This window comes from Kribbella sp. NPDC048928 (genome assembly GCF_043197975.1).
In the GTDB taxonomy this organism is placed as follows: Bacteria; Actinomycetota; Actinomycetes; order Propionibacteriales; family Kribbellaceae; genus Kribbella.
The window spans coordinates 612726-637677 of the sequence record NZ_JBICUC010000004.1; the positions used below are offsets into that span (position 1 = coordinate 612726).

Below are 24952 nucleotides of genomic sequence, written 5' to 3' on the forward strand. Positions count from 1 at the left end.
GTCGGACTACGGAACGGGCGGGACTGCGAACGGGCGGGACTGCGGAGCGGACGACCCGCTCCGGACGGCGATCCTGATCGCTGCGGCCGGTAGGACTGCTACCCGAACAGCGGCGAGTTTTCTGTGCGCAACCAAGCCTGGTCAAGGCCTCGGACAGTGATAATTCGAATTATCAGCAGATCCGGCCTCTTGACGGCGATCGGCGGGCTGTTCTACGGTTCCCGGCAATCCGTATTATCAAGAAGGATCGATCGATGCCGGACAAGGCGACCACCCGACTCACCCAACGCGACATCGCGCGGCTGGCCAAGGTCAGTCAGACGACGGTGTCCCTGGTGCTGAACAACCGCAGCGACGCCACCGCGCGGATCCCGGCCGAGACCCGCGACCGGGTCCTGAAGGTGATCCGCGAGACCGGGTACCAGGCGGATCCGCTGGCCCGCCGGATGACCCAGCAGCGCAACCAGATCCTCGGCGTGTTCACCTACGAATCCGTGTTCCCGAGCGCGAGCGGCGACTTCTACCACCCGTTCCTGGCCGGTATCGAGGACTGCGCCGAGCAACTCGGCTGGGACCTGTTGCTGTTCACCAGCGCCCCGGTGACGCAGGGCCATCGGCGGATCTTCCACGAGAACAACCGGCTGCGGATCGCGGACGGCTGCCTGCTGCTCGGTCGTGAGATCCCCAGCGCGGAGCTGAGCCGGTTGATCACCGAGGAGTACCCGTTCGTCTCGGTCGGCCGCCGCGACGACGCCGGCGGCGCGGTCCCGTACGTCGGCGCCGACTACGCCACCGCCACTCGGACCGTGGTCGAGCAGGCACAAGCGCTCGGACACCGGCGGATCGCGTTCGCGGGCCTCGGCAGCGGCGCGGAGTCGTCGGCCGACCGCATGCACGGTTTCCGGGAGGCGGCCGGCCCGCGCGCACCCCACGTACCGACGCTCGATCGTCCGCCCAGCGAGGTGCTCGACGACCTGCTGGACCGCAAGATCACCGCGGCGTTCGTCGAGGAGCGCGCGGACGCCATCGCGCTGTACGCGGCAGCGGCCGAGCGCGGTGTCGACGTACCGAAGGACCTCTCGGTGATCGCGCTCGGTGATTCGACCCGGCCGGTGGCCAGCGACCTCGACTTCTCCGGCTTTCACGTTCCGCGCCGGGCAATGGGGCTGCGCGCGGTCGAGCTGCTCGAAGCGATCCTCAGCGGGACGGCCACCGAGCGCCAGCTCCTGCTGCCCTGCGACCTGACCGACGGAATCACCCTGACCCGCCCCAGCAAAGGTGCCCTTTAGATGCAGACAGATGTTCTTGTGGTCGGCGGTGGGCTCGGTGGAGTCGCTGCGGCACTGGCCGCGCTCCGGACCGGCCGGTCGGTGATCCTGACCGAGGAGTTCGACTGGCTAGGCGGTCAGCTGAGCAGCCAGGCGGTCCCGCCGGACGAGCACTCCTGGGTCGAGCAGTTCGGCGTCACCGCGTCGTACCGCGCGCTGCGCGACGGGATCCGCAACTACTACCGCCGGCACTACCCGCTGACCGTCGCGTCCCGGGCGGACCCACACCTCAACCCCGGTGCTGGATACGTATCCAAGCTCTGTCACGAGCCGCGCGTCGCGGTTGCCGTACTGGAGGAGATGCTCGCCCCGTACCGTGCCAGCCGCCGATTGCTTGTACTGCAGCCGTACCGGCCGGTGTCCGCGGAGACCGACGGCGACCGCGTCACCGCGGTGACCGTGCAACACCGCGACACCGAAGAGCAGTTGACACTCACGGCGCCGTACATCCTGGACGCGACCGAGACCGGTGAGCTGCTGCCGTTGACCGGCACGGAGTACGTCACCGGGTTCGAGGCGCAGAGCGAGACCGGTGAGCCGAGCGCTCCGGCCGAGGCGCAACCGCTGAACATGCAGGCGGTCTCGTACTGCTTCGCGGTCGACCACGTGGACGGCGACCAGGTTGGCGACAAGCCGGCCAACTACGCCTTCTGGCGGAACTACCAGCCGGAGTTCTGGGGCGACCGGCTGCTGTCCTGGACGGCACCGAACCCCCGGACCCTGGAGACGTCGCGCCGGTCGTTCACCCCGAACCCGGACGACGATCCGCTCGCGGTGGTCGCGGACCAGCGCCGGACCGGCGGCGACACGAACTTGTGGACGTTCCGCCGGATCGCGGCCCGCCGGCACTTCGTCCCGGGCGCGTACGAGAGCGACATCTGCCTGGTGAACTGGCCGATGATCGACTACTTCGAGGGCCCGGTCATCGACGTACCGGACGCCGCGAAGCATCTCGCCGCGGCCAAGGAGCTCTCGCAGGCGGTCTTCTACTGGCTGCAGACCGAGGCGCCGCGGCCCGACGGCGGGGCCGGCTTCTCCGGGCTGCGGCTACGCGGCGACCTGGTCGGATCCGCGGACGGTCTGGCCCAGGCGCCGTACATCCGGGAGTCGCGGCGGATCAAGGCGGCGTACACGATCGTCGAGCAGGACCTGTCGGTCGCGGTTCGCGGCGAGCGCGGAGCGGTCGAGTACGACGACAGCGTCGGCATCGGCATGTACCGGATCGACCTGCACCCGTCGACCGGCGGAGACAACTACATCGACGTGGCGAGCAGCCCGTTCCGGATCCCGCTCGGGGCACTGCTCCCGCAACGGGTCGAGAACCTGCTGCCCGCGAGCAAGAACCTCGGCACCACGCACATCACCAACGGCTGCTACCGGCTGCACCCGGTCGAGTGGAACATCGGCGAGGCCGCGGGCCTGCTCGCCTCCTTCTGCCTCGATCGCGGTGTCGGTCCGCACGCGGTCCACGCCACCCCTGCCCTGCTCGCCGAGTTCCAGGAGCACCTGGTTGCTCAGGGCATCGAGCTCGCCTGGCCGGCCGTCGCCGGCTACTGATGGAGGACCCCTGAGATGAAGATCCTGACAGCGGCACTGTCCGCGGCAGCACTGCTGGCCGCGGCCGGCTGCGGCGGCGGCTCCGGCTCCGGCTCGAGCAGCAGCGGGCCGATCGACCTGCGGATGACGATCTGGAGCGCGAACGCCAAGCACCTCGCGCTGTTCGACCAGATCGCCACCGACTACAAGAAGGACCACCCGGAGATCGGGAAGATCACCTTCGAATCGATCCCGTTCGACAGCTATACCACCACGTTGACCACGCAGATCGGCGGCGGCAACGTCCCCGACCTGGCGTGGATCTTCGAGAGCAACGCGCCGGACTTCGTCAGCTCCGGCGCGCTGGAGCCGATCGACAAGGACGCCGACCTGGTGCCGAGTACGACCGCCAACTGGGAGAAGGACGGCAAGCTGTACGCGTACCCGTTCTCCACCTCGCCGCTGGGCGTGTTCGTCAACACCGACCTGGTGAAGGCGGCCGGGCGGCCGGCGCCGGCGGAGCAGATCACCGCCGGGACGTGGACCTGGGACGAGGCGGCGAAGACCGCTGCCGCCGTACAGGCCAAGACCGCCAAGGGCGGCCTGGTGGTCGGTGACTTCGACTACAAGGGCTGGGACACGCTGAACGCGATCTGGTCCGGCTGGGGCGCGCGGCCGTGGAGCGAGGACGGGAAGAGCTGCCAGTTCGACCAGCCACAGATGGTCGACGCGATGACGTTCGTCCACAAGATGATCTTCACCGACAAGGGGATGCCGGGTCCGGGCGTGACCAAGGACTTCTTCGCCGGTGACTCGTCGATGGTGCTGACCCAGATCAGCCGGGCGGCGCTGCTCGAGAAGGCCAAGTTCCACTGGGATCTGGTGCCGCTGCCGAAAGGACCGGCGGGCGACTACTCCGTCGTCGGACAGGCCGGGATCGGCGTCTTCAAGCGTGGCAAGCACGCGGACGCCGCCAAGCAGTTCCTCGCCTACTTCAGCAACGCGCAGAACTCGGCCAAGCTGGCGGAGTTCTTCCCGCCGCCGCGGAAGTCCGAGCTGAACGCCGCCTCGCTCGCCAAGGCGAACCCGCTGCTCAAGCCGGCCCAACTCGACAGCGTTGTGGTCAAGGGCATCGAGAACGGCACCATCAAGCCCAGCCACACCGGGTACGCGGAGCTGCAGCAGACCGTACGTGGCGCCCTCGACCCGCTCTGGAAGCCGGACGCGGACGTCAAGACCGTACTGTCCGGCGTCTGCTCGAAGATCAACCCCCTGCTGGCGAAATGACCCTGATGCTCGAGAAGCCCGCGCGGCCGGTGGTGCCGGCGGCGCGGGCTCCGTACTGGACGATGCGGCGTCGCGACACCCTGGCCGGCTGGCTGATGGTCGCGCCGCAACTGGCCGGCATCGTCGCGTTCGTTCTGGTTCCGCTCGGGCTCGTCGTCTGGTACAGCGTCCACGAGTGGAACGTGCTGGGCGGAACGTTCGAGTTCGTCGGCGGCGACAACTACGCGGCGATCGCCGACGACCAGCAGCTCGGACCGGTGCTTAGGGCAACGGGTTTGTTCTCGGTCGGGCTCGTGGTGCTGAACCTCAGCCTGGCCCTGTTCCTCGCCGTTCTGCTGAACCAGAAGCTCCGCGGCACCGTGATCTTCCGGACACTGTTCTTCTCACCGGTCGTGGTGACGCTCGTCGCGTGGACGATCGTGTGGGGTTTCCTGCTGCAGGACAACGGCGGCGTGAACGCGTTCCTGCACGTCTTCGGCATCGACGGCCCGAACTGGCTGCGCTCCGGCGGCACGGCGATGGTGTCGGTGATCGTCGTGCAGCTCTTCAAGAACGTCGGGTTGAACATGGTGCTGTTCCTGGCCGCGCTGCAGGGCGTTCCGGCGGAGCTGTACGAGGCGGCCCGGATCGACGGTGCGTCCGCGTGGGCGCGGTTCCGGCGCGTGACCGTACCGTTGATCAGTCCAACGATCCTGTTGACGATGATCCTGACGATCGTCGGGTCGCTGCAGGTGTTCGCGCAGATCGCCGTACTGACCCAAGGCGGTCCGGGGACTTCGACGACCGTGCTCGTCTACTACCTGTACCAGCAGGCGTTCCAGTTCCATCACTTCGGGTACGGCGCGACGCTGTCGCTGCTGCTGTTCCTGATCGTGCTCGTGCTGACCGTGATCCAGTGGCGGATGCGGCGGAGATGGGTGTTCCATGAGGCTTAAGCTGCTCGTGTACGGCGTGTTGCTGGTGTGCTGTGTGCCGTTCGTGTTCCCGATCTGGTGGATGGCGACGACGTCACTCAAGCCGGTGGCGGAGATCTTCTCGTTCCCGCCGTCACTGCTCCCCGGATCGCCGACGCTGGACGCGTACCGGCAGGTGTTCGAGCTGCAGCCGTTCGGCCGGCAGTACCTGAACAGCCTCTACATCGCGCTGGTGGTGACGATCGGGACGCTCGCGGTGTCGGCGCTGGCCGGGTACGCGTTCGCGCGGATCAGGTTCCGTGGATCCGGGATCGTGTTCGTGATCGTATTGAGCGGGCTGCTGGTGCCGAACGAGGTGACGATCATCCCGCTGTACAAGATGTTCGACGCGTTCGGGCTGGTGGACACGCACTGGCCGCTGATCCTGATCCCGATGCTGGGCGCGCCGAGCGTACTGGCGACGTTCATCATGCGGCAGTTCTTCATCACCCTCCCGGTCGAACTCGAGGAAGCCGGCCGCGTCGACGGCCTCGGCCGCTTCGGCCTCTTCTGGCGCGTCTGCCTACCGTTGGCCCGACCAGCGATCGGCGCGGTGGCGATCTTCACCTTCCTGCACAGCTGGAACCTCTACCTGGAGCCGATCGTCTTCCTCTCCTCCAAACAGAAGTTCACCATCCCGCAAGCCCTCACCCAGTACGTAGACGCCTACGGCGGCCCCATGTGGAACACCCAACTGGCCGCCGCCACCCTCTCCGCCCTCCCCGTCCTAATAATCTTCGTACTGGCCCAACGCCAATTCGTAGAAGGCCTCGCCCAATCCGGTTTGAAGGGCTGAGCGAGGCCTTCGCACTCAGGCCTGGACCTGGTAGCCGAACTGGACCGCCAAGCCAGTCGCTGTGGCCGCGTCGGTGACGTGGACCTGCAGGCGGACCGGGTCGGCCGTGCCGTCGATCGGAATCGGGCTGGCCAGCTTGGTGGTCTGCGCAGCGGTCGTGACACCGATGGGCGCGCCGCCGAGCGGCGTTCCATTGGTTTCGAGGCGGATGCTGCACGAGCCGGTGGCGAGAGCACGGGCTACTCGCGTGACGCGGATCGGGCGGCCGTCGACGTACAGGAGGTCCGTGAAGTCGTAGACGCCGTCGGTGACCGTGTCGGGCAAGCGCAGGGTGAGCCGGCCGTCGGTCTGCTCAACGCCCTTGTTGCCGGTGAATCTGGCTGCTTCATAGGCAAGGTAAGGACCGGTGACGTTGCCGGTCAGCTCGTTGCTGGCCGCAAGGACATCCGTGCTGCGGTTGACGATGCCGTACTCCTGCCGATTGACGCCGTCGGCCAGCCCACCGATCGCGTTGCCGGTGATCACGATCCGGCTCGCGGTCGAGCGCAGGTTGATGCCGGACCCGTTGCGGAACACCACACCTCCCGTCGTCCAGGCGTGACTCAAGGACGCACCGATCAGGTCGAACGACGTCGCGTCGACGATCGCGATCGGCCAGGCGGCGTTGAGCTCGGTGGCACCGCCGACGTCCTGCAGCGTGACCCGGTCGTCGGTCTCCCAGGTGTGCGGTGCGGCTGTGGTGATCCGGACACCTGCAGCGCTCGTAGCGATGCCGGTGATCTGCTGGGCGAACGTGGGATGCGCCATCCGCCCGTTGTTGCCGATCAGGCAGCCGGTAACGGTGATCCGGGTCGATGCGATGTCGATTCCGTGCCGGCCGCAGCCGCGGATCACCGAGTTCGCGAACGTCGCGGTCCCGGTGAACCCCGCGCCGACGCGAATCGCGTCCTCGGCGTTGTCGGCCGAGATATAGGTGTTGATGAACTGCGCCTGAGCACCCGCCTCCAGCAACACCGGTACGCCGTGACCGTTCTCGAACCCGCCGCCTTCGAAATACAGGAACTTCGGCAGCCCCTCGCCGGTGGTGTTGCGCATCCAGATCCCGTGGTGACCGAACAAGATGGCGGTCGCAATGAACTTGATCGAGCCGCCCTGCCCGTCGATCACCACGTTGTCGACGTCGGGGTGCGCGGTACCGGCGGCGACTGCACACTGGACGAACTCGACCGGATCTGCCCGCGACACATTGTTCTGCCCGTTCAGCAGGATCACCTGCTGGCCGGAGAATCCGTTCCAGACACAGTTCCGGAATCGAACCGTGTTGGCGCTGCGCAGGATGATGCCGTTGTAGCCGTCCATGAATCTGCAGTCGGAGAACGAGAGCAGATAGTTTCCGACGTCGCTCGCCTGCTCGGTCCTGACCATCGCCCCGCCGGTCAGGCCTTCACCGTGCATCTGCAGATCCCGGAAGCCGCCACCGTGCACACCGGACAGCACGAAACCGTCGGCTGCCCCGGTGGCGAGCAGGACCTGCGTGCCTGAGGTGAACTCGTCACTCGCGCCGGCGCCCTGGAAGACGATCGGAACACGGGTGACGGTGATCGTGTGCGCGAGCCGGACCGTGCCCGGACCCATCGTGATCGTGCCGCCCGCAGGCAACGCGTTCACGGCGTTCTGCAGCCGGTTCGAGTCGTCCGACGTCCCGGCGCCGGTGACGCCGTACCAGGACAGGTCGATCTCGTGCGTGCGCGGACGTTTCCAGCGACCGGTCGCCGTACCGGTGACGGCGAACACCATGCCGTCGTCGTCCGGCTCGGTCGCATCGGCATCCCAGTAGACAACGCCCGCGCCGAGACCGGGCACGGTGTGGCCAAGGAGGAGCAACTGTTCGCCGTCGGTCGTGCCAGGCATTCCGCGCAGGTCGGAAACCGTGTTCGCGACACCGGCGGCCGGGCTGAACACGGGCTTCTTGTCGGCCGCCTGTGCAGGCTGGGTGGCGACGGCGGTGGCAAGGCCGGTAACCCCGAGGAGAGACAGGGTACGGCGGCTCAGTCGGGCAGGCGGGTGTAACTCGTCGGAAGGCATGGCGGAACCTTTCTCGAACGGGGATTTCGGACTCAGCCCTTCACTGCCCCGAGCACTACACCCTTGGCGAAGTGCTTCTGCAGGAAGGGGTAGACCAGGCAGATCGGAACCAGGGAGACGACGAGGATCGCCATCTGCAGCGACTGCTGTGGTGGCATCACCTCCCCGGGGAGGTCGCCGCCGACCTGCGTGTTGTCGACGACGTAGGTGCGCAGCACCAGCTGCAACGGCCACTTCTCTGGTGAGTTGATGTAGAGGATCGCGTTGAAGTACGCGTTCCAGTAGCCGACCGCGCTGAACAACCCCACCACGGCGACGACCGCCTTCGACAGCGGCAGCATCACCCGGGTCAGGATCTGCAGTTCGTTCGCGCCGTCGATCCGGGCCGCGTCAATGATCTCGGAAGGTACGTCGAGGAAGAACGCGCGGACAATGATGATCTGGAAGGCGCTGGTCAGGCCCGGCAGGATCAGAGCCCAGTACGAGTCGATCAGACCGAGCTCCTTGATCAGCAGGTAGTTCGGGATGATGCCGGCGCTGAACAGCAGGGTGAAGAGGACGATGAACAACAACGGCCGCTGCCCCCATGACCCGGGCCGCGACAGCGAGTACGCGATCGAGACCACGACCACGATCGACAGTCCGGATCCGACTACGGTCAGCAAGACGGAGACGATCGTCGCTCGGGTGACGACGCCGCCGCGGAAGATCGCTTCGTACGCTGCGAACGACGGCTCGTGCGGAAACAGCACGTAACCACCGGAACTGGTGATCTGCTGCTGATCGGCGAGGGAGGTCGAGATGACGGCCACGAACGGGATCAGCACGAGCGCGCAGGCGACGATGAGTACGACGCCTTTCAGGCCGCGGACGCCGGTGCTGGGAGGCGCGGCGCCGGTGATCAGGTTCACCATTTCGAGTACACCCCTCTCTCACCGAACAGGTGGGCGACCTTGTTCGCACCCAGGACGAGAATCGTGCCGATCAGGCCCTTCACCAGGCCGACCGCGGCCGCGACGCCCCAGTTCCCGCCGACGATGCCGCGGTTGTAGACATAGGTGTCCAGCACTTCGGACGCGTCCAGCCCGACCGGTCCTTGTTGCAGGAAGATCTGCTCGAAGCCGACCGACAGCACGTCGCCGAGCCGGAGGATCAGCAACAACACGATCACCGGCCGGACCGCCGGCAGCGTCACGTGCCAGAGCTGCCGCCACCGCCCGCCGCCGTCGACGGCGACCGATTCGTAGAGCTGGGTGTCGACGCGGGACATCGCGGCCAGGAAGATGATCGTGCTCCAGCCGGCATCCTTCCAGATCACCTGCGACGTGATCAGCGGGATGAACAGGTCCGGATTCCCGATGATTCGCAGCAGCGGGAGGTCGTGGACGCGGGCCCAGGTGTTGTAGAGCCCGGCGTTGCCCAGCATGTGCTGGAAGATCGCTACGACGATCACCCACGACATGAAGTGCGGCAGGTAGAGGATCGACTGCGCGATCCGCTTCAACCGCTCGCTGATCAGCGAGTTCAGCAGCAGCGCAAGCGCGATCGGCACCGGGAAGACCAGCACCAACTGCATGCAGGAGATGACCAGCGTGTTCACCAGTGCGTTGATGAAGTCCGGGTCCCCGTCGATGACCACCCGGAAGTTGTCCAGCCCGACCCAGGGCGCCTCGTTGATCCCGAGGTACGGCGCGTAGTCCTTGAACGCGATCACGTTGCCGAGCAATGGAACGTAATGGAACAGGATCAGCAGCAGGATCCCTGGCAGCCCGATCAGCAGCAGGAACCGGTCGCGCCGGAGCCGCTGCCATCCGGACAACGTTTTCTGCGTCTTCTGGTTGCGCCGGGCAACCGCTCTGCGCTGCAGCACGAGCGTCACTGGTTCGCGTACTCGTCGCGGATCTTGTCGCCGCCGCGTTTCTTCCAGTCGGCGACGGCATCGTCCCAGCTGCTGATCGGTTTCCGGCCGGAGACGATGTCGAGCTCGGCTGCGTTGATCAGCTTGTCCAGCGCGTCTGCCTTGCTGATCGAGGTGGCGGAGTAGAGGCCCGCGCCCGGATTCGCGAGCAGGTTCGGGACGATCTTCTCCTGGTACGCGCGTTGTGTGCGGACCCGCTGCTCGTTCGACGGACCGAGGACGTTCGGTGCGTCGGCGACGTACTCCAGCGGCAGACCGACCTGGGTCTTGCCGACCGAGGTCTTCTCCGGCTTGTCGTTTTTCCACGTGTAATGGATGCCTTCGGCACCGAACTTGCGGAACATGTACTCGCTGGTACCGAGCGGCGCGGCCAGCCAGTCGCAGACCCGGAGCATCTGCTTGACACGGTCGTCGTCCGCCTTCTTGAACGCGGTCAGCGCGAAGATCGCGGCGCCCTCTCGCTGCACCGGCTTACCGCCGTCGTACCCGGGGACCGGCATGCCGCCGACGTCGACGCTGTACGTGTCGGCCAACAGGTCCCACGCGGCGTACCCGTCGGAGTTCAGCGCGATCGTGCCGTTGCCGAACAGATCCCGCAACTGGAGCTTCCCGCCCAGCGCGTCGGGGTGGAACACGCCTGCCTTGACCAGCTCGGCGGTGCGGGCGACCGCCTCCTTCCGCTCCGGCGTTTCCAGTTCGGAGACGAACTTTCCGCCGTCCTCCTTCCAGACGTTCGGTACGCCGAGCATGTTGCCGACGAACGTGATCACGCCCTTGGCCGAGCCGAACGCCCACTTGTTCGCCTTCGCGTCGGTCAGGCCCTTCGCAACCTCGGCGAAGTCCGCGTAGCCGGCCGGCTCCGGGTTCAGTGACCTGGCCTTGATCAGGTCGACGCGGCTGAACATGATGGTGCCGATCACCGACCGCGAGATCGGAATGGCATGGATACCGCCCTTGTACATCGTCGGCAGCCACGAGTCGGTCGGCAGGTTCGCCAGGAACTTGTAGTCCTTGACCGCCGCTCCGGACAGGTGCGGGGTCAGGTCCGCGCACAGCTTCGTCAGCATCTCACCGCGGTTCGGGAACTTGGACGCGATCAGCAGGATGTCCGGCAGGTCGCCGCCCGCGACCACGGTCGACAACTTGCTCACGTAGTCCGCCGACGGCGTCATCGTGATGTCGAGGTTCGCGCCGACGCGCTCGTTGAGGGCCTTCCAGTACGCGTTGCTGCCGACACCGGGCGGCGCCGGGTTGAACATGTTGGTCAGGATCTTGATGTCGCCCGCGCCGTCGGCCGGCTTGTCCTGGTAGGCGTCGACGAGCTTCCGCGGGTACTTGAAGAACCCCGGCATGACGCCGTCCGCCGTCCCGGGCAGGTCCGGCTTGACGCCCGCGTAGGGCGTGTAGTCGGGCGGCGTCGCCTTGGCGGCGGCCTTCGCCGCGGAGCCGGATCCGTCGGACTCGCCGCAGCCCGCCAGCATCGTGCCGGAGGTTGCCGCGAGCAACGAGACGCCGCCGGTCAGTTTCAGGAAGTCCCGCCTGTTGGACTGCATGAGCGCACTCTCCTAGTTCTGAAGCTCGGGCAGCGAGAGGATGCTGCCGTGCTCGGTGAGGGCGGCGGCGAGCGCCGGGTAGTCGTAGTCCTGGACGGCCTGGCCGGTCTGCAGCGACTGGGCCAGCAGCTCCCCGGCGGCCTCGCCGAGCATGCCGTAGTTCGGCTCCATCCGGGCGGACAGGTAGCCGACGTGGCTGGCCGAGAAGCAGATCGGAACCACGAGGTTCCCGACTCCGCCCCGGGCCGGGAACAGCACCTCTGCCGGCAGTTGGTACAGGTCGACCGATCCGTTCTTCTCCGTGCCGGTGACCGTGCCTTCGCCGACGATCGTGTCGTCGCCTTCCGCGTAGTACTGGACGATGTGGCAGTCGATGCCGTAGTTCCAGCAGCAGACCGGGGTTTCCTTGGTGTTTCCTGGTCGCCGCAGGTCGTGCTGGGTGAGCACCCGCTGCCCGACCATCCGGCGCGCCTCGCGGATGTAGAGGGCGTGCGGAAACCCTTGCCCGTACGGACTGTCGGAAAACTCGTCCGATGGCATTCCGAACACCGCGGCGTCCTTGCGGAAACTTTCCGAAAGCGACGGATCGTTTGCCAGCCAGTAGAGCATCCCCCGATGCCAGCGAACCTGCTCCGCGATGACCTCGTCACGCCGCTGCCAAGATCCGTCCGGATAGTCCCAGGATGCGCCCGGTAGGTCGAATCCGATGAACAGCGCCTGGTTCGTCTGGTACTTGTCGTTCGGCAGCAAGGCCGTGTGCGTGACGATCGACGAGAGCCCCGCGATCCCGCGCTGCTCGAGCAGTTGCCCGAGGTACGTATAGAGCTTCGGGTCGTAGCCGTCGGGCTGCTCGAACGGGATCCGGTCCGGGCCCTTGTCGAGGACGCCGCGGAAGTTGTACGCCTGCACCTTGGCGTCGCCGTCGCCCGGCGCCTCGGTCGGCATCGGCCTCACCGGGTAGAACGTGTTCGGCCGGAACGCCTGCCGGCGGTAGGCCCGGTCGGGCAGGAACCCGCCGAGCGGTTCGTCGTACTGGCTCGCCGGCTCACGACCGACCGCGTACGGGACCCCGGCTGCCGCCATCAGGTCGCCCTCGTACGAGGCATCCACGAAGGCCCCTGCTCGCCGCCAGCCCTGGCTGGTCCGAACGGCCTGGATCCGCTCGCCGCGGACCTCCACATCGGCGGCGCCGTGGATCCGCTCGTTCAGTAGTACGTCGGACTTGGCCTCGTCGAGCAGCCGACGGGCGACGCGTTCCGCAACCTTGGGCTCGAAGCGGTACCGCGGGCCGTCGGCCCGTTCGTCGGCGCCGTACTCGGCCGCGATGCCGCCGAAGAAGCGGCTGTGGGTCAAGCCGGCCAGTGCGGCCAGCGTGTTCGGGGTGTCGCTCTTGACCAGGCCACCGGCCACGATGCCGCCGACATGACCGGTCGGCTCCAGCACCAGGCTGCGATAGCCACGCAGCCGTAGCCGGAGGGCGGCCATGATTCCGGCGAGCGAGGCTCCGTAGATGATGACGTCGTAGTCGCCGGGTTGCCCCGGCTGCGCGTGCGGCATGGTCAGCTCACCTTCACCCGGCGCTCGGGCGCCGCATGCAGCGGCGTCGGGTCGACGGCCTGCGACGGTCGCGTACGGGCGATGTCGTCCGGCCACTTGACCGGCACGCTCAGCGTCCCGGTCAGCACGCGTTGCAGGTCCTCGGTCTGCTGCTCGGAGTCGGCAACCGCGTGCGGCTCCGTCCCGTTTGTGAGGCACTGCGCGGCGAGCGCCCCGACTGCCTCGCCGATGCTCCACTCGACCGGATGCAGCCGGTAGCAACCATTCGTCAGATGCGTGGTGCCGATGTTCTTGTTCGCCGGCAGCAGGTTCCGCAGCCGTTGCGGGATCAGTGCGCCGAGCGGGATCTGGAACGGGTACACCTCGAGGTTGACGTAGTTGATCCCAGCTGTACTCGGGTGCAGGTCGATGTTGTAGTGCCCTACGCCGACGCCGTCGCGGAAGAACTCGGCCCCCGCGTCGCCGCGGTCGGCGACGGCGACGTGCTGCTCGAGCACCGTGAACCGCGCCCTGATCCGTCGCGATTCGCGGATGTAGGCCGATTTCGCCAGGCCGTCCGGCGTCCCGGTCAGGTCGGGGCGGAGCTTCAGCCCCGGGTAGCCGGTGCCGCCGTCGTGGCGCGGCGCCTCGGTCTGCATCCAGTGCAGATACGACAAGGACAGCTCGCGGCACCGTTGCAGGGCGCGGTCCTTGTCGGTGCCCGGACCGAGCAGTGCAGCCTCCCAGTAGTCGGTGTTCGGCCAGTTCACCAAGGAGATGTCGGTGTCGATCAGCGAACGGTCGAACTGGCTGCGGGCGCGGATCCGGCGGAAATGCCACAGGTCCGCTGCGTGCGGAATGTCCGGATCCACCTCGAAGATCCGGTTCTCGCGGCCGCCCATGGTCTTGATGTCGACCTTGACCCAAGACAACTGCGGCCCCGGCCAGAACGGGTCCACGTGCGTCTTCCAGTGCTCGTAGGACGCCGGCCGCTCGATCGTGTGGTTTTCACCGGGCCGGTACTCGACCGGGAAGCACCAGGTGATCGCCTGCTGGTCGAGCGGATCTGCGACCTCGGCGGCGTACTGCTCGCCGGTCTCGTTCTGCGCCTCCGCACCGATGACGTGCTCGACGCCCGCGAGCTCGAGCAGGTCACCAAGCTCTGTGGCGTCGACGATCAGGGGTGCGGTCGCGGTGACCGCACCGTCCGGTCCTTGCAACGTGACCGAGGTGACGCGGTCGCCGTCCGTCGTCGCGGCTGTCGGCCGGTGGTTGTAGAGCACTGTGATGCGGCCCGCGGAAACGTACGGCGCCATCAGTTCGTCGATCACGGCGACGGCGACGCGCGGCTCGTTGCAGAGCCGGCTGACGTTGCCGAGGCCCGGGTTGAGCGCGGGCTCGGCGAGCGCTGCGGCGGTCAGTGGATAGTTGCGGCGGTAGTAGTCCCGGATCCGCGCCCGCAGTTCGCGATAGCCGGACGAGATGTGCGGGCTCTCGATCCACGGGTGCTCGTCGGACGGCACCGCCTGCGCGGTCAGCTGTCCACCGAGCCAGTCGGTTTCTTCGGTCAGCAGCACCTGGCACCCGAGCTTGGCGGCGGTCAGGGCCGCGGCCACACCACCCAGGCCACCGCCCACCACCAGCAGGCCGGTGCTCAGCTCTCGATCGGTCACAACCATCCTTATATCTGCTAATAGATCAGCAAAGTTCTCCACGCCGAGTTGCCGATCACCGTACGCTCGTCCGATCCGCCGCTGTCAATAGCCTGTCAGAGGCGGATTTCGCGATCACAGGTATTTGCTGATTATTAGCAGAACAGCTGATACAACAGTCCGCATGACGCTCGCTCTAGAAGGTCTCCAGTACCACCGCCCGGCACCGATGTCCGAGCCCGCGGAATCCACGCAAGCCGATGTCGTCGTTTACGGCGCGACCTCCGGCGGAGTCACCGCGGCGGTCCGGGCGGCACGCTCCGGACTCCGCGTCGTTCTGCTGGCCTTCGACGACCGCGTCGGCGGGATGACCGCGTCCGGTCTCGGCGAGACCGATGTCGGTGACGGACAGACGCTCGGTGGATCGGCGCGGTCCTTCTACGCGGCCGTCGCGGCGGCGTACCGCGCTCCGGATCCGTACTGGAAGGTCGAGGCCCACGTGGCCGAGGAGATCTTCCTGCGCCGGCTCGCCGACGCGGACGTCGTGCTGCATCGTCGACGACACCTGGTCGACGTCACGAAGGCCTGCGGCCGGATCACTGAGCTCCGCACGGACAACGGCTCGAGCTACCGCGCCAAGATGTTCGTCGACGCCTCGTACGAAGGAGATCTCCTCGCCGCGGCCGGCATCTCGTACACGGTCGGGCGCGAATCGTCAGCGACGTACGACGAGTCGATCGCCGGCGTGCGGCGGAGCATCAACCATCAGTTCGAACGGCCGGTCGACCCGTACGTCGTACCCGGCCAACCATCCAGCGGCCTGCTTCCCGGGATCTCGGCCGAACCGCACGGACCGATCGGATCCGGCGACCGGCACGTGCAGGCGTACAACTTCCGGCTGCACGTCACCAACGGCCCCGGCCGGATCCCGTTCCCGCGACCGGAAGGGTACGACGCGTCCCGGTACGAACTCCTCCGACGCTATGTCGAGGCCGGGATCTACGAGCTGTACGGCCGGACCACGCAGGTGCATGGCAGGGTGTTCGACATGAACAACCACGGCGCGTTCTCCTCCGACCACATCGGGGCGAGCGACGAGTGGCCGGAGGCCGGCTATGCACGCCGGGAGGAGCTGTTCCAAGACCACGTCCGGTATCAGGCCGGGCTGCTGCACTACTTGTCGACGTCCACGGACCTGCCGGCCGAGGTGCGGTCGGCCACGACTGCCTACGGTCTGGCGCCGGGTGAGTTCGTGCAGACGTCCCATTGGCCGCACCAGTTGTACATCCGCGAAGGGCGGCGGATGATTTCGGACCATGTCGTGACCCAGCACGAAGCCACCGGGCGCACCGTCGTACCTGATCCGATCGCCGTGGCCTCGTACGTGATGGACTCGCACAACGCGAAGCGGGTCGTCGTCGGCGGGCATCCACGCAACGAGGGAAACGTACAGGTCGCGCTGACCCGGCCGTTCGGGATCTCGTACCGGTCGATCGTGCCGCGGCGGTCCGAATGCACGAATCTCCTGGTCGCCGCCGCGGTCTCGGCTTCGCATGTGGCCTTCGCGTCGGTGCGGATGGAGCCTGTGTTCATGACCGTCGGCGAGGCGGCAGGTTGTGCTGCGTCGCTCGCGGTTGCAGCGGGTGTGGGCGTACAGGATGTGGAGTACGACGTACTACGCCGGGAACTGACCGGGTCGGGTGGCATCGTGGGGTGGCCCAGAGGGGAGGCGGCATGAAAAAGATTGCATCGCGGCAGGCGGACGTGGCGAAGGCGGCCGGCGTGTCGCAGTCGACCGTCTCGATGGTGATGAACGGTACGGCGGACCTCGGGCGGATCTCCGCCGGTACGCAGCGCCGGGTGCTGGACGCCGCACGGCGGTTGCAGTACGCGCCGAGCGGGCAACGACGAGTGGCCCGGACGACACCACATCTGCTCGGCGTGCACACGTTCGAGCCGATCTTCCCGACGAGTTCGCGGGACTACTACTTCGAGTTCCTCCGCGGGATCGAGGAGCAGGCCGCGGTGGAAGGCTGCAACCTGGTGCTGTTCACGGCCGCTCCGGACGAGTCCGGCGTACGGCGGATCTTCACGGACGGCACGAACGGGCTCCAGCAGGCGTCCGGCAGTCTGCTGCTCGGTCATCACGCGGACCGGGGGGATCTTGCCCAGTTGGCGTACGAGGGCTATCCGTTCGTGTACGTCGGTCATCGCGAGGTGCCCGACGCCCCGATCAGCTATGTCGGCGGCGACTACCGGACCGCGACCGGGGAGATCGTCGACAACCTCGTCGCGCTGGGCCACCGAGCGTTCGCGTACCTCGGTGAGCAGTCGCGCGACGAACCGCAGGAGGATCGGTGGACCGGCTTCGCCGGCGCCCTGGAACGGTACGACCTGCCGGTACCGGAGCCGGTGTTCGCACAACCGTCCGGGCTGACGACGGGCTGGCTGGACCGGGCGCTTGCGGACCACACAACCGCGATCCTGGTGGAGTCGGTCAGCCTGCTGCGGGTGCTCGCCGCAATGCTCAGCCTCCGTGGGCTGTCGGTGCCGGGCGACCTGTCCGTCGTGCTACTGGTCGACGACGAGACCGAGATCGGATCGTTGCCATGGGCAATGTTACGGGTCCCCCGCAACGCCATGGGCCGCCGTGCGGTCCGCCTCCTCACCAACCTCCTGACCGACCCCGACGGCGACTACGATCGCCAGATCCTGCTCCCCTGCGAACACACCCTGGAAGCCACCGTCGGCCCACCGCCGCGCGCCTAGCTTTACCTCAGCGGTGGGTGAGGAGTTGGGCGGTTTCTGTGGCCCAGTAGGTGAGGATTGTGTCGGCGCCGGCTCGGCGGATGGCCGTCAGGGTTTCGAGGATGGCGGCCTCGCGGTCGATCCAGCCGTTGGCGGCGGCGGCTTCTACCATCGCGTACTCGCCGGAGATGTTGTAGGCGGCGACGGGGACGTTCACGTGGTCGCGGACCTGGCGGATGATGTCGAGGTACGCGAGGGCCGGCTTCACCATCACGAGGTCGGCGCCCTCGGCGATGTCGAGGTCGACCTCGCGGATCGCGTCGCGGGCGTTGGCGTTGTCCTGCTGGTACGTCTTCCGGTCGCCGGTCAGCGACGAGTCGACGGCCTCGCGGAAGGGGCCGAAGAACGCCGACGCGTACTTCACGGCGTACGCGAGGATGACCGTGTCGATGAACCCGGCCTTGTCCAGCGCGGCCCGGACGACGCCGACCTGGCCGTCCATCATCCCGGACGGACCGACGACGTGCGCGCCGGCGGTTGCCTGCGCAACGCCCATCTCCGCGTAGATCGACAGCGTCGCGTCGTTGTCCACGCGGCCGTCGGCGTCGAGCACGCCGCAGTGCCCGTGGGACGTGAACTCGTCCAGGCAGAGGTCCGACATCACCAGCAGCGAGTCGCCGACCTCGGAGACCGCGTCGGCGATCGCCACGTTCAGGATGCCGTCGGGGTCCAGGGCGCCGGAGCCTTCCGGGTCCTTCGAGGTCGGTACGCCGAACAGCATCACGCCGCCCAGCCCGAGCTGAGCCGCCTCGGCGACCGCCTTCCGTGCCGTGTCCCGGGTGTGCTGCACGACGCCCGGCATGGACCGGATCGGGATCGGCTCCCGCGCGTCCTCCCGGACGAACATCGGCAGGATCAGCTGCCGCGGCTCGAGGGTGGTCTCCGCGACCAGTCTGCGCATCGCCGCCGACGACCGAAGCCGGCGCGGCCTCACTTCCGGGAATCCGGACACAGGATCAACTCTTCCGACGAGAACCCGAGCGACGTTCGGACGGGCGGGTGACCGGCTCCCCGGCCTCCACCATGGTGTCACGCCGGTCCGCACCGAACCGGGCCAGGGCGTCGGCCAGTTCCTCCGCAGACGGCGACTCCGCCATCGCGTCGACCCGCAGGCCGTGCTCCTCGGCGGTCTTCAGCGTGGCCGGGCCGATCACCGCGATCACGGTCGACGCGTGCGGCTTGCCGGCGATGCCGACCAGGTTCCGTACGGTGGACGACGAGGTGAACACGACCGCGTCGAACTTGCCGGACTTGATCGCCTCGCGGGTCGGCGCGGGCGGCGGGGCGGCCCGTACGGTCCGGTACGCCGTCACGTCGTCGACCTCCCACCCGAGATCGGTGAGGCCGGCAACGAGCGTCTCGGTGGCGATGTCCGCGCGCGGCAGGAAGACCCGGTTGATCGGGTCCAGCACCTCGTCGAACGGCGGCCAGTCCTCGACCAGCCCGGCGGCGGACTGCTCACCGGACGGCACCAGGTCCGGACGGATGCCCCAGGCACCGATCGCCTCGGCGGTCTTGTCGCCGACCGCCGCGATCTTCAGCCCGGAGAACGCCCGCGCGTCCAGCCCGTACTCGTCGAACTTCTCCCGGACCGCCTTCACCGCGTTGACCGAGGTGAACGCGACCCACTCGTAGCGCCCCTCGACCAGGCCGCGGATCGCCTTGTCCATCTGCTGCGGGTTCCGCGGCGGCTCGACCGAGATGGTCGGGACCTCCTCGGGCATCGCGCCGTAGCGCCGCAGGCGATCCATCAGCGGGCCGGCCTGGTCCTTGGTCCGCGGAACCAGGATCCGCCAGCCGAACAGCGGCTTGGTCTCGAACCAGGACAGCGTCTCGCGCTGCTCGACCACCGCGCCGACCACGATCACGGCCTCGCCGGTCAGCTTCGCGGCCCGCAGGTCGGCGACGATCGTCTCGAGCGTGCCGACCACACTGGCCTGCGAGGTCGTCGTACCGCCGACAGTTACAGCGACCGGAGTGGCGGTGTCGAAACCAGCCTCGACGAGGGCCGCGACAGTCTCCTTCAAAGCCTCCACAGCGTTCAGCAGGACGAGGGTCTGCTTCGGCTGCAGGCGGCTCAGGTCGAGCTTGTTCTCGGCGAGATCGATGACGGTGACCTCCCGGTCGCCCTTCATCGTCAGCGGGATCCCGGCGTACGTCGGAACCGCGCTCACCTCGCTGACGCCCGGGACCACGTTGAACCCGATCCCGGCCTTCTTGCACGCGGCGGCCTCCTCGGCGCCGCTGGAGAAGGTGAACGGGTCGCCGCTGAGCAGCCGCACCACGTTCGCCGCGGACTTGGCGGTCTTCACGACCAGGCGGGCCCGGGCGGCGATCCGCAGCGCGCGGCTGCCCTCGGCGCCGGAACCGTCCACGACCTCGACGCCCGGCCTGCAGTAGCTCAGGAACGCGTCGTGTTCGGGGCCCTCGACAACGACCGCGTCGGCCCCGGCCAGGACGTCGCGGCCGGCCAGCGTCAGCAGCGCCGGGTCACCAGGACCGACGCCGACGAACGTGACATGGCCGAGCGGTTTGGTCTGCTTGACGGTACTGGTCGCGGCCTTCTGCGGTGCCGCGGTTGCGGCTGTCTTCGCGCTCACGTCTGCCTTCGCCCTCGTCGTTTTCGTACTCGTCCTGTGGGCCGTCTGCCGGCCCGTCTGCTGAGCCGTGTTCTGACTCGTGTTCTGGGCCTTTTCGTGCGCCTTCTTGTGGGCCGTGCTCGTGCCCTGTGCCGCTGTCATGTCCGCTCCAGCAACTCGTTCGCCAGCGCCTTGCCGAGCGCCACCGGGTCGTCCACCGGCCCGTTCGCGGAGAGCCGCCGGACGCCGTCGTCCTGGCCGAGCGCGCCGCGCAGCCACAGCTCGGGTCCGTCCTCGCCTTCGACCACCTCGGCGAGCGCGCCGACCGGAGCCGTGCACCCTGCTTCGAGAGTGGCGAGCAGTTGCCGTTCCGCCGTGACCGCCGCGCGGGTGGCCGGATCCTCCAGCGGAGCCAGCGCAATCAGTACGTCGGTGTCGTCCGTACGGCACTCGACCGCCAACGCAGCCTGTCCGGGCGACGGCAGCATCTGGATCGGGTCCAGCGTCTCGGTCACCTCGTCGAGCCGCCCCAACCTGGCCAGCCCGGCGCGGGCCAGCACCACCGCGTCGACCTTGCCGTCGGTGACCATGCCGATCCGGGTGTCCACGTTGCCGCGGATCCCGGTGCATTCGATGCCGAGACCGAGCGCGTCGAGTTGGGCCGTCCGGCGCGGCGCACCCGTACCGATCACCGAGCCGCGCGGCAGCTCACCGAGGGTCAGCCCGTCCCGGGCGACGAGTACGTCTCGCGGGTCTTCGCGGACCGGGATCGCGCCGATCACCAGACCGTCGACCGGTGCGGTCGGGAGGTCCTTCAGCGAATGCACGGCGATGTCGATCTCGCCGCCCAGCAGCGCGTCCCGCAGCGCACTGACGTAGATGCCGGTGCCACCGATCTGCTCGACCGGAGAGACCTTGTCCACGTCGCCGGTGGTGGAGATCGGGACCAGCTCGACCTCGTGACCGAGCTCCCGGAGCGCGTCCGCGACCAGGGTGGACTGTGCCATCGCCAGCTTGGAACGGCGGGTACCGAGCTTGATCACGAACGACCTCCGGTCTGCCGGACGGCGTCCGCCGGCGTCTTGCTCGTCTGGTCCGGTTCCTTCGCGGCGGTGACCGCGTCGACGGCCGACTGGTCGAGCGCGAACAGCTGCCGCAGCGCGTCGGCGTACGTCGGGCCGCCCGGATCGCCGCCGAGCTCCTTCACCCGGACCGTCGGGTTGTGCAGCACCTTGTCGACGACGCGATGGATGGTGCGCTCGACCTCGTGCCGCTCGTGCTCGCCGAGGTCGGGCAGCCGGCGCTCGAGGCGGGCCAGCTCGGCGTCCACCAGCGAGTTCGCCATGGCGCGCAGGGCGACCACGGTCGGCGCCACCGACGCGGCCCGCCGAGTTGCCTCGAATGCACCGGTCTCTTCGCCGACGATCCGGCGCACCTCGTCGATGTCGGCCTCGGTGCCGCCCGCCGTACCGGCGAGGTCGGCGAGGGTGATCAGCGTGACGCCCGGGACCCGGGCCGCCTCCGCGGCGACATCCCGCGGCAGCGCGACGTCGAGAACGCCGACCGGCCGGCCGTCGGCCGCGTCGCGGAGCATCTGTTCGGTGATGACGACGCCGCGGGCGCCGGTGCAGGACACGAGCAGGTCCGCGGACTTCAGCGCCTCCGGTACGTCCGCGAGCGGGATCGCCGTACCGCCGATCCGGTCGGTCAGCGCGACCGCGCGGTCGTAGTTGCGGTTGGCAACGGTCACGCTCTGTGCGCCGCCGTTCATCAGCGTCTGCGCGGCCAGCGAGGCCATCGAACCGGCGCCGACGATCAGGGCCCGGCGACCGGCGAAGCCGCCGACCGCGTCCAGCCCGGCGGAGACCACCGAGCGGCCGGCCGAGTCGATGCCGGTCTCGGTGCGGGCCCGCTTGCCGACCCGCAACGCGTGCTGCAGCAGGGCGTTCAGGTCCGTACCGACGGTCTCGTTGTCCTGGCCGGCGCGCAGCGTCTCCTTGAGCTGACCGAGGATCTGGCTCTCGCCGACGATCATCGAGTCCAGCCCGACCGCGACCTGGAACAGGTGCGCGACCGCGCCCTCCTCGAAGTGCACGTAGAGGTGCTCGGCGAGGTCCAGCAGCGGGACGCCGGTGACGTCGGAGAGGATCGCGGTGACCTCGTCCATCCCGGCGTGGAACCGGTCGACGGTCACGTAGACCTCGGTACGGTTGCAGGTGGCAACGACCGCGGACTCCGCGACGGCCGGCGAGTTCCGGACCGCGAGGGCGAGCTTGGTCGCCGCGTCCGCGTCCAGCGCGACCCGCTCGAGAACATCGATGGCAGCGGAACGATGACTGATGCCGACGACCAAGTAGCTCACGCCCCGACACCTCCTCCGACACTGGGAAGATCCGTCAGGCCGTTCATCGCTGGTAGCTCGGGCACCTGGGGGAGCGCCGCCTCTCCGGACTTTCGTTGTTCGTGGTACGCCAGGATCTGCAACTCGATCGAGAGGTCCACCTTGCGGATGTCGACACCGTCGGGCACGGACAGCACCACCGGCGCGAAGTTCAGGATGCTGGTGACACCCGCGGCGACCAGCCGGTCGCAGACCTCCTGGGCCGGTCCGGCCGGGGTGGTGATGACACCGATCGAGACCCGGTCGGTCTCGACGATCTCCTCGAGCTGGGCGAAGTCGCGGACCTCCATGTCGCCGATCCGCTCGCCGACCAGGTTCGGGTCGGCGTCCAGCAGGGCGACGATCCGGAAGCCGCGGGTGCCGAAGCCGGAGTAGTTCGCCAGCGCGTGGCCGAGGTTTCCGATCCCGACGATGACCACTGCCCAGTCCTGGGTGACGCCGATCTCGCGGGCGATCTGGTAGCGCAGGTACTCCACGTCGTAGCCGACGCCGCGGGTGCCGTACGAGCCCAGGTAGGACAGGTCCTTGCGGAGCTTGGCCGAATTCACGCCCGCGGCGGTCGCCAGGTCCTCGCTCGAGGCGGTGGCGATCCCGCCGTCGGAGAGCGCGGTCAGGGCCCGCAGGTACACCGGCAAGCGCGCGACAGTCGCCTCGGGGATGCCGCGTTCGGTTCTCGTCGGCGGGCCGGGGCGACGGCTGCTGGCACGCGTCACAATTCTCCTGGGAGCGGTTGGTTCACCGCGGTCTGACGGCCGGCGGCTCTCTTACTCTAGGAGCTTGTGAACGTGAGAACAAAATCGGCGAAGGTGACCCCTACCTCATCAGGGCCTTTCGCAGTCGGGCGGGGTCCACTCGCCAGAAGTCGTGCTGCTTGCCGTCCACGAAGGTGACCGGGATCTGTTCGCCGTACTGCGTGAACAACCGGTCGTCCTGCGTGATGTCCACCTCGGTCCACTCCACGCCCGCCTCGGCGCAGACCGCCCGGATGACCTCGCGGGCGTCGTCACACAGATGACAGCCCGGCTTCCCGTACATAACGACCCGACTCATCGGTCCCCTCCCCGCAGCCGGCCCTTGGCGACCTTGCCGGTAACCGAGTGCGGCAACTGGTCGACGACCTCGATCTCGACCGGGCACTTGAACCGCGCCAGCCGGCTCTCGGCGTACTCCCGGACCGTTGCGACGTCGACCGATGCGTCCGGCAACGGCACCACGAACGCCTTCACCGCCTCGCCGGTCTCCTCGGACGGTACGCCGATCACCGCCGCCTCGCGGACGCCCGGCGCACCGACCAGCACGTCCTCGACCTCGCTCGGGAAGACGTTGAACCCGGACACGATCACGAGTTCGCGCAGCCGGTCGACCAGGAACAGGTCGCCGTCGGGATCCAGGAACCCGACGTCACCGGTCCGGTACCAACCGTCCGCGTTCGGCCCGTCCACGCCGTCCGGCCAGTAGCCGGAGAACAGGTTGCCGCCGCGGATCAGGATCTCGCCCGGGTCGTCGCCCTCGACGTCCTCGCCCTGCTCGTCGGCGATCCGGAGCTCGACGTTCGGCAGCGCACGGCCGACCGATCCCGGCTTCGGCTGGGTTTCGCCGAGGGTGGTGGTGACGCCCGGGGACGCCTCGGTGAGGCCGTACCCCTGGTGGACGTGCAGCCCGCTGGCTTCCTCGAAGCGGTCCGCGAGCGCACGGTCGAGCGTGGAGGCGCCGGTCAGGACCACCTTCACACGCTGCAGCGCGGTCCGCAGATCGGTCCGGGTCAGCAGCGCGTGCAGCGCCGGCGGGGCGAGCGGGAGGCGCGTCACCCCGTACCGCTCGACGAGCTCCAGGGTCTGTGCGGGGTCGAACCGCTGCTCGACGACCAGCGCGGCGCCGGTCGCGACCGCCCAGCCGAGCACTGCGTTCAGGCCGAAGGCGTGGAACATCGGGAGCACCCCGAGCACCACGTCCTCGGGGCCCATCCGGTCCTCGCCGAGCTGTGAGAGGTTCTGCACATTGGCGATCAGGGCCCGATGGGTGAGCATCGCGGCGCGCGGATCGCCACTGGTTCCGGAGGTGTACAGGAGCACCGCGAGGGTCTCGGGATCGATCGGCGGAACTAACGGAGCGTCACCTTCGAGCTCGCCGGGAGCCACCGTCCGGACGCCGTCGAACTGCGCCTCCAGGCCCGCGCCGACGATCGCCAGGCGGGCTCCGGAGTGCGCCGCGACGGTCGCCAGCTCGGGCTTGGTGAGCCCGGTATTGAGCGGTACGGCAACCAGCCCGGCACGGAGAATGCCCAGGTAGGACGTGACGAAGTCGGTGCTGTTGGCAATCAGCAGCAGCACCCGGTAACCCGGCACCAGACCGGCCGCGGCGAGCCCCTGCGCGGTCCGGTCGACGGCCTGGTCGAGCTCGCTCCAGGTCAGCCGCCGATCCCCGTCGACCAGCGCGGGACGCCCGCCATGACGTTGCGCTGTGTCACGAAGGATGTCCGCGAAATTCACGTTCACCAGGGGAGTCTTTCACGGCCGGGAT

20 protein-coding genes are annotated in these 24952 nt (G+C 68.2%); 7 read left to right on the plus strand and 13 right to left on the minus strand.

The genetic code is table 11. The features are described from left to right. Nucleotides 1–254 precede the first annotated feature (254 nt). The 5 genes from ACGFI6_RS20890 to ACGFI6_RS20910 are packed head-to-tail and all read left to right on the plus strand — an operon-like array spanning nucleotide 255 to nucleotide 5900. Nucleotides 255–1289, plus strand: a complete 1035-nt coding sequence (locus ACGFI6_RS20890) for a LacI family DNA-binding transcriptional regulator (RefSeq protein WP_393120822.1) — start codon at nucleotides 255–257, stop codon at nucleotides 1287–1289. Next, nucleotides 1290–2885 carry an FAD-dependent oxidoreductase gene (locus ACGFI6_RS20895; RefSeq protein WP_393120824.1) on the plus strand — a complete coding sequence of 532 codons (1596 nt, stop codon included), beginning with the start codon at nucleotides 1290–1292 and terminating at the stop codon, nucleotides 2883–2885. A gap of 15 nt (nucleotides 2886–2900) precedes the next feature. Continuing rightward, nucleotides 2901–4151 carry an ABC transporter substrate-binding protein gene (locus tag ACGFI6_RS20900; RefSeq protein ID WP_393120826.1) on the plus strand — a complete coding sequence of 417 codons (1251 nt, stop codon included), beginning with the start codon at nucleotides 2901–2903 and terminating at the stop codon, nucleotides 4149–4151. Next, nucleotides 4148–5086: a carbohydrate ABC transporter permease gene (locus tag ACGFI6_RS20905; protein ID WP_393120828.1), complete on the plus strand. Its 939-nt coding sequence runs from the start codon at nucleotides 4148–4150 to the stop codon at nucleotides 5084–5086. Before ACGFI6_RS20900 ends, ACGFI6_RS20905 begins: the two co-directional genes overlap by 4 nt. Continuing rightward, complete coding sequence (locus ACGFI6_RS20910) at nucleotides 5076–5900, plus strand: carbohydrate ABC transporter permease (RefSeq protein ID WP_393120830.1); 825 nt, start codon at nucleotides 5076–5078, stop codon at nucleotides 5898–5900. Before ACGFI6_RS20905 ends, ACGFI6_RS20910 begins: the two co-directional genes overlap by 11 nt. A 15-nt stretch (nucleotides 5901–5915) precedes the next feature. On the opposite strand, the gene ACGFI6_RS20915 is transcribed toward ACGFI6_RS20910, so the two are convergent. Genes ACGFI6_RS20915 through ACGFI6_RS20940 form a run of 6 tightly spaced genes read right to left on the minus strand, consistent with a single transcriptional unit; the run spans nucleotide 5916 to nucleotide 14665 of the window. Continuing rightward, the gene (locus ACGFI6_RS20915; RefSeq protein WP_393120832.1) at nucleotides 5916–7985 is read right to left on the minus strand and encodes a hypothetical protein; all 2070 of its coding nucleotides are present in this window, start codon (nucleotides 7983–7985) and stop codon (nucleotides 5916–5918) included. Nucleotides 7986–8017: 32 nt separating this feature from the next. Then, nucleotides 8018–8899, minus strand: coding sequence for a carbohydrate ABC transporter permease (locus ACGFI6_RS20920; protein WP_393120834.1), 882 nt, complete (start codon nucleotides 8897–8899; stop codon nucleotides 8018–8020). Continuing rightward, entirely contained in the window at nucleotides 8893–9855 is a 963-nt protein-coding gene (locus ACGFI6_RS20925) for an ABC transporter permease (RefSeq protein ID WP_393120836.1), read from the minus strand. The genes ACGFI6_RS20920 and ACGFI6_RS20925 overlap by 7 nt, the downstream gene beginning before the upstream one ends. 5 nt (nucleotides 9856–9860) lie before the next feature. Continuing rightward, nucleotides 9861–11456, minus strand: coding sequence for an extracellular solute-binding protein (locus ACGFI6_RS20930; RefSeq protein ID WP_393120838.1), 1596 nt, complete (start codon nucleotides 11454–11456; stop codon nucleotides 9861–9863). 12 nt (nucleotides 11457–11468) lie between these two features. Continuing rightward, nucleotides 11469–13013 (minus strand): FAD-dependent oxidoreductase, encoded by a 1545-nt coding sequence (locus tag ACGFI6_RS20935; protein WP_393120840.1) that lies wholly within the window; start codon nucleotides 13011–13013, stop codon nucleotides 11469–11471. A 2-nt stretch (nucleotides 13014–13015) separates the two neighbouring features. After that, nucleotides 13016–14665: an FAD-dependent oxidoreductase gene (locus ACGFI6_RS20940; protein ID WP_393120842.1), complete on the minus strand. Its 1650-nt coding sequence runs from the start codon at nucleotides 14663–14665 to the stop codon at nucleotides 13016–13018. Between the two features lie 163 nt (nucleotides 14666–14828). On the opposite strand from ACGFI6_RS20940, the gene ACGFI6_RS20945 reads away from it, so the two are divergent. Both ACGFI6_RS20945 and ACGFI6_RS20950 read left to right on the plus strand, forming a co-directional pair. Further along, complete coding sequence (locus ACGFI6_RS20945; RefSeq protein WP_393120843.1) at nucleotides 14829–16382, plus strand: FAD-dependent oxidoreductase; 1554 nt, start codon at nucleotides 14829–14831, stop codon at nucleotides 16380–16382. Further along, nucleotides 16379–17413, plus strand: coding sequence for a LacI family DNA-binding transcriptional regulator (locus ACGFI6_RS20950; RefSeq protein WP_393120845.1), 1035 nt, complete (start codon nucleotides 16379–16381; stop codon nucleotides 17411–17413). The genes ACGFI6_RS20945 and ACGFI6_RS20950 overlap by 4 nt, the downstream gene beginning before the upstream one ends. Nucleotides 17414–17420: 7 nt before the next feature. On the opposite strand, the gene hemB is transcribed toward ACGFI6_RS20950, so the two are convergent. The 7 genes from hemB to ACGFI6_RS20985 all read right to left on the minus strand — a co-directional run bounded on the left by hemB (nucleotide 17421) and on the right by ACGFI6_RS20985 (nucleotide 24927). Beyond that, complete coding sequence (gene hemB / locus ACGFI6_RS20955) at nucleotides 17421–18404, minus strand: porphobilinogen synthase (RefSeq protein WP_393120847.1); 984 nt, start codon at nucleotides 18402–18404, stop codon at nucleotides 17421–17423. Nucleotides 18405–18408: 4 nt separating this feature from the next. Further along, nucleotides 18409–20052, minus strand: coding sequence for a uroporphyrinogen-III synthase (locus ACGFI6_RS20960; RefSeq protein ID WP_393120849.1), 1644 nt, complete (start codon nucleotides 20050–20052; stop codon nucleotides 18409–18411). Nucleotides 20053–20189: 137 nt separating this feature from the next. Next, nucleotides 20190–21074 (minus strand): hydroxymethylbilane synthase, encoded by an 885-nt coding sequence (gene hemC / locus ACGFI6_RS20965; RefSeq protein WP_393120851.1) that lies wholly within the window; start codon nucleotides 21072–21074, stop codon nucleotides 20190–20192. After that, on the minus strand, nucleotides 21071–22393 hold the full coding sequence (locus ACGFI6_RS20970; RefSeq protein WP_393120853.1) for a glutamyl-tRNA reductase: 1323 nt from the start codon (nucleotides 22391–22393) through the stop codon (nucleotides 21071–21073). The genes hemC and ACGFI6_RS20970 overlap by 4 nt, the downstream gene beginning before the upstream one ends. After that, nucleotides 22390–23145: a redox-sensing transcriptional repressor Rex gene (locus tag ACGFI6_RS20975; RefSeq protein WP_393120855.1), complete on the minus strand. Its 756-nt coding sequence runs from the start codon at nucleotides 23143–23145 to the stop codon at nucleotides 22390–22392. Before ACGFI6_RS20975 ends, ACGFI6_RS20970 begins: the two co-directional genes overlap by 4 nt. Before the next feature lie 100 nt (nucleotides 23146–23245). Beyond that, nucleotides 23246–23482: a glutaredoxin family protein gene (locus ACGFI6_RS20980; RefSeq protein ID WP_393120857.1), complete on the minus strand. Its 237-nt coding sequence runs from the start codon at nucleotides 23480–23482 to the stop codon at nucleotides 23246–23248. Then, on the minus strand, nucleotides 23479–24927 hold the full coding sequence (locus ACGFI6_RS20985) for a class I adenylate-forming enzyme family protein (RefSeq protein ID WP_393120859.1): 1449 nt from the start codon (nucleotides 24925–24927) through the stop codon (nucleotides 23479–23481). The genes ACGFI6_RS20980 and ACGFI6_RS20985 overlap by 4 nt, the downstream gene beginning before the upstream one ends. Between the last annotated feature and the right edge of the window lie 25 nt (nucleotides 24928–24952).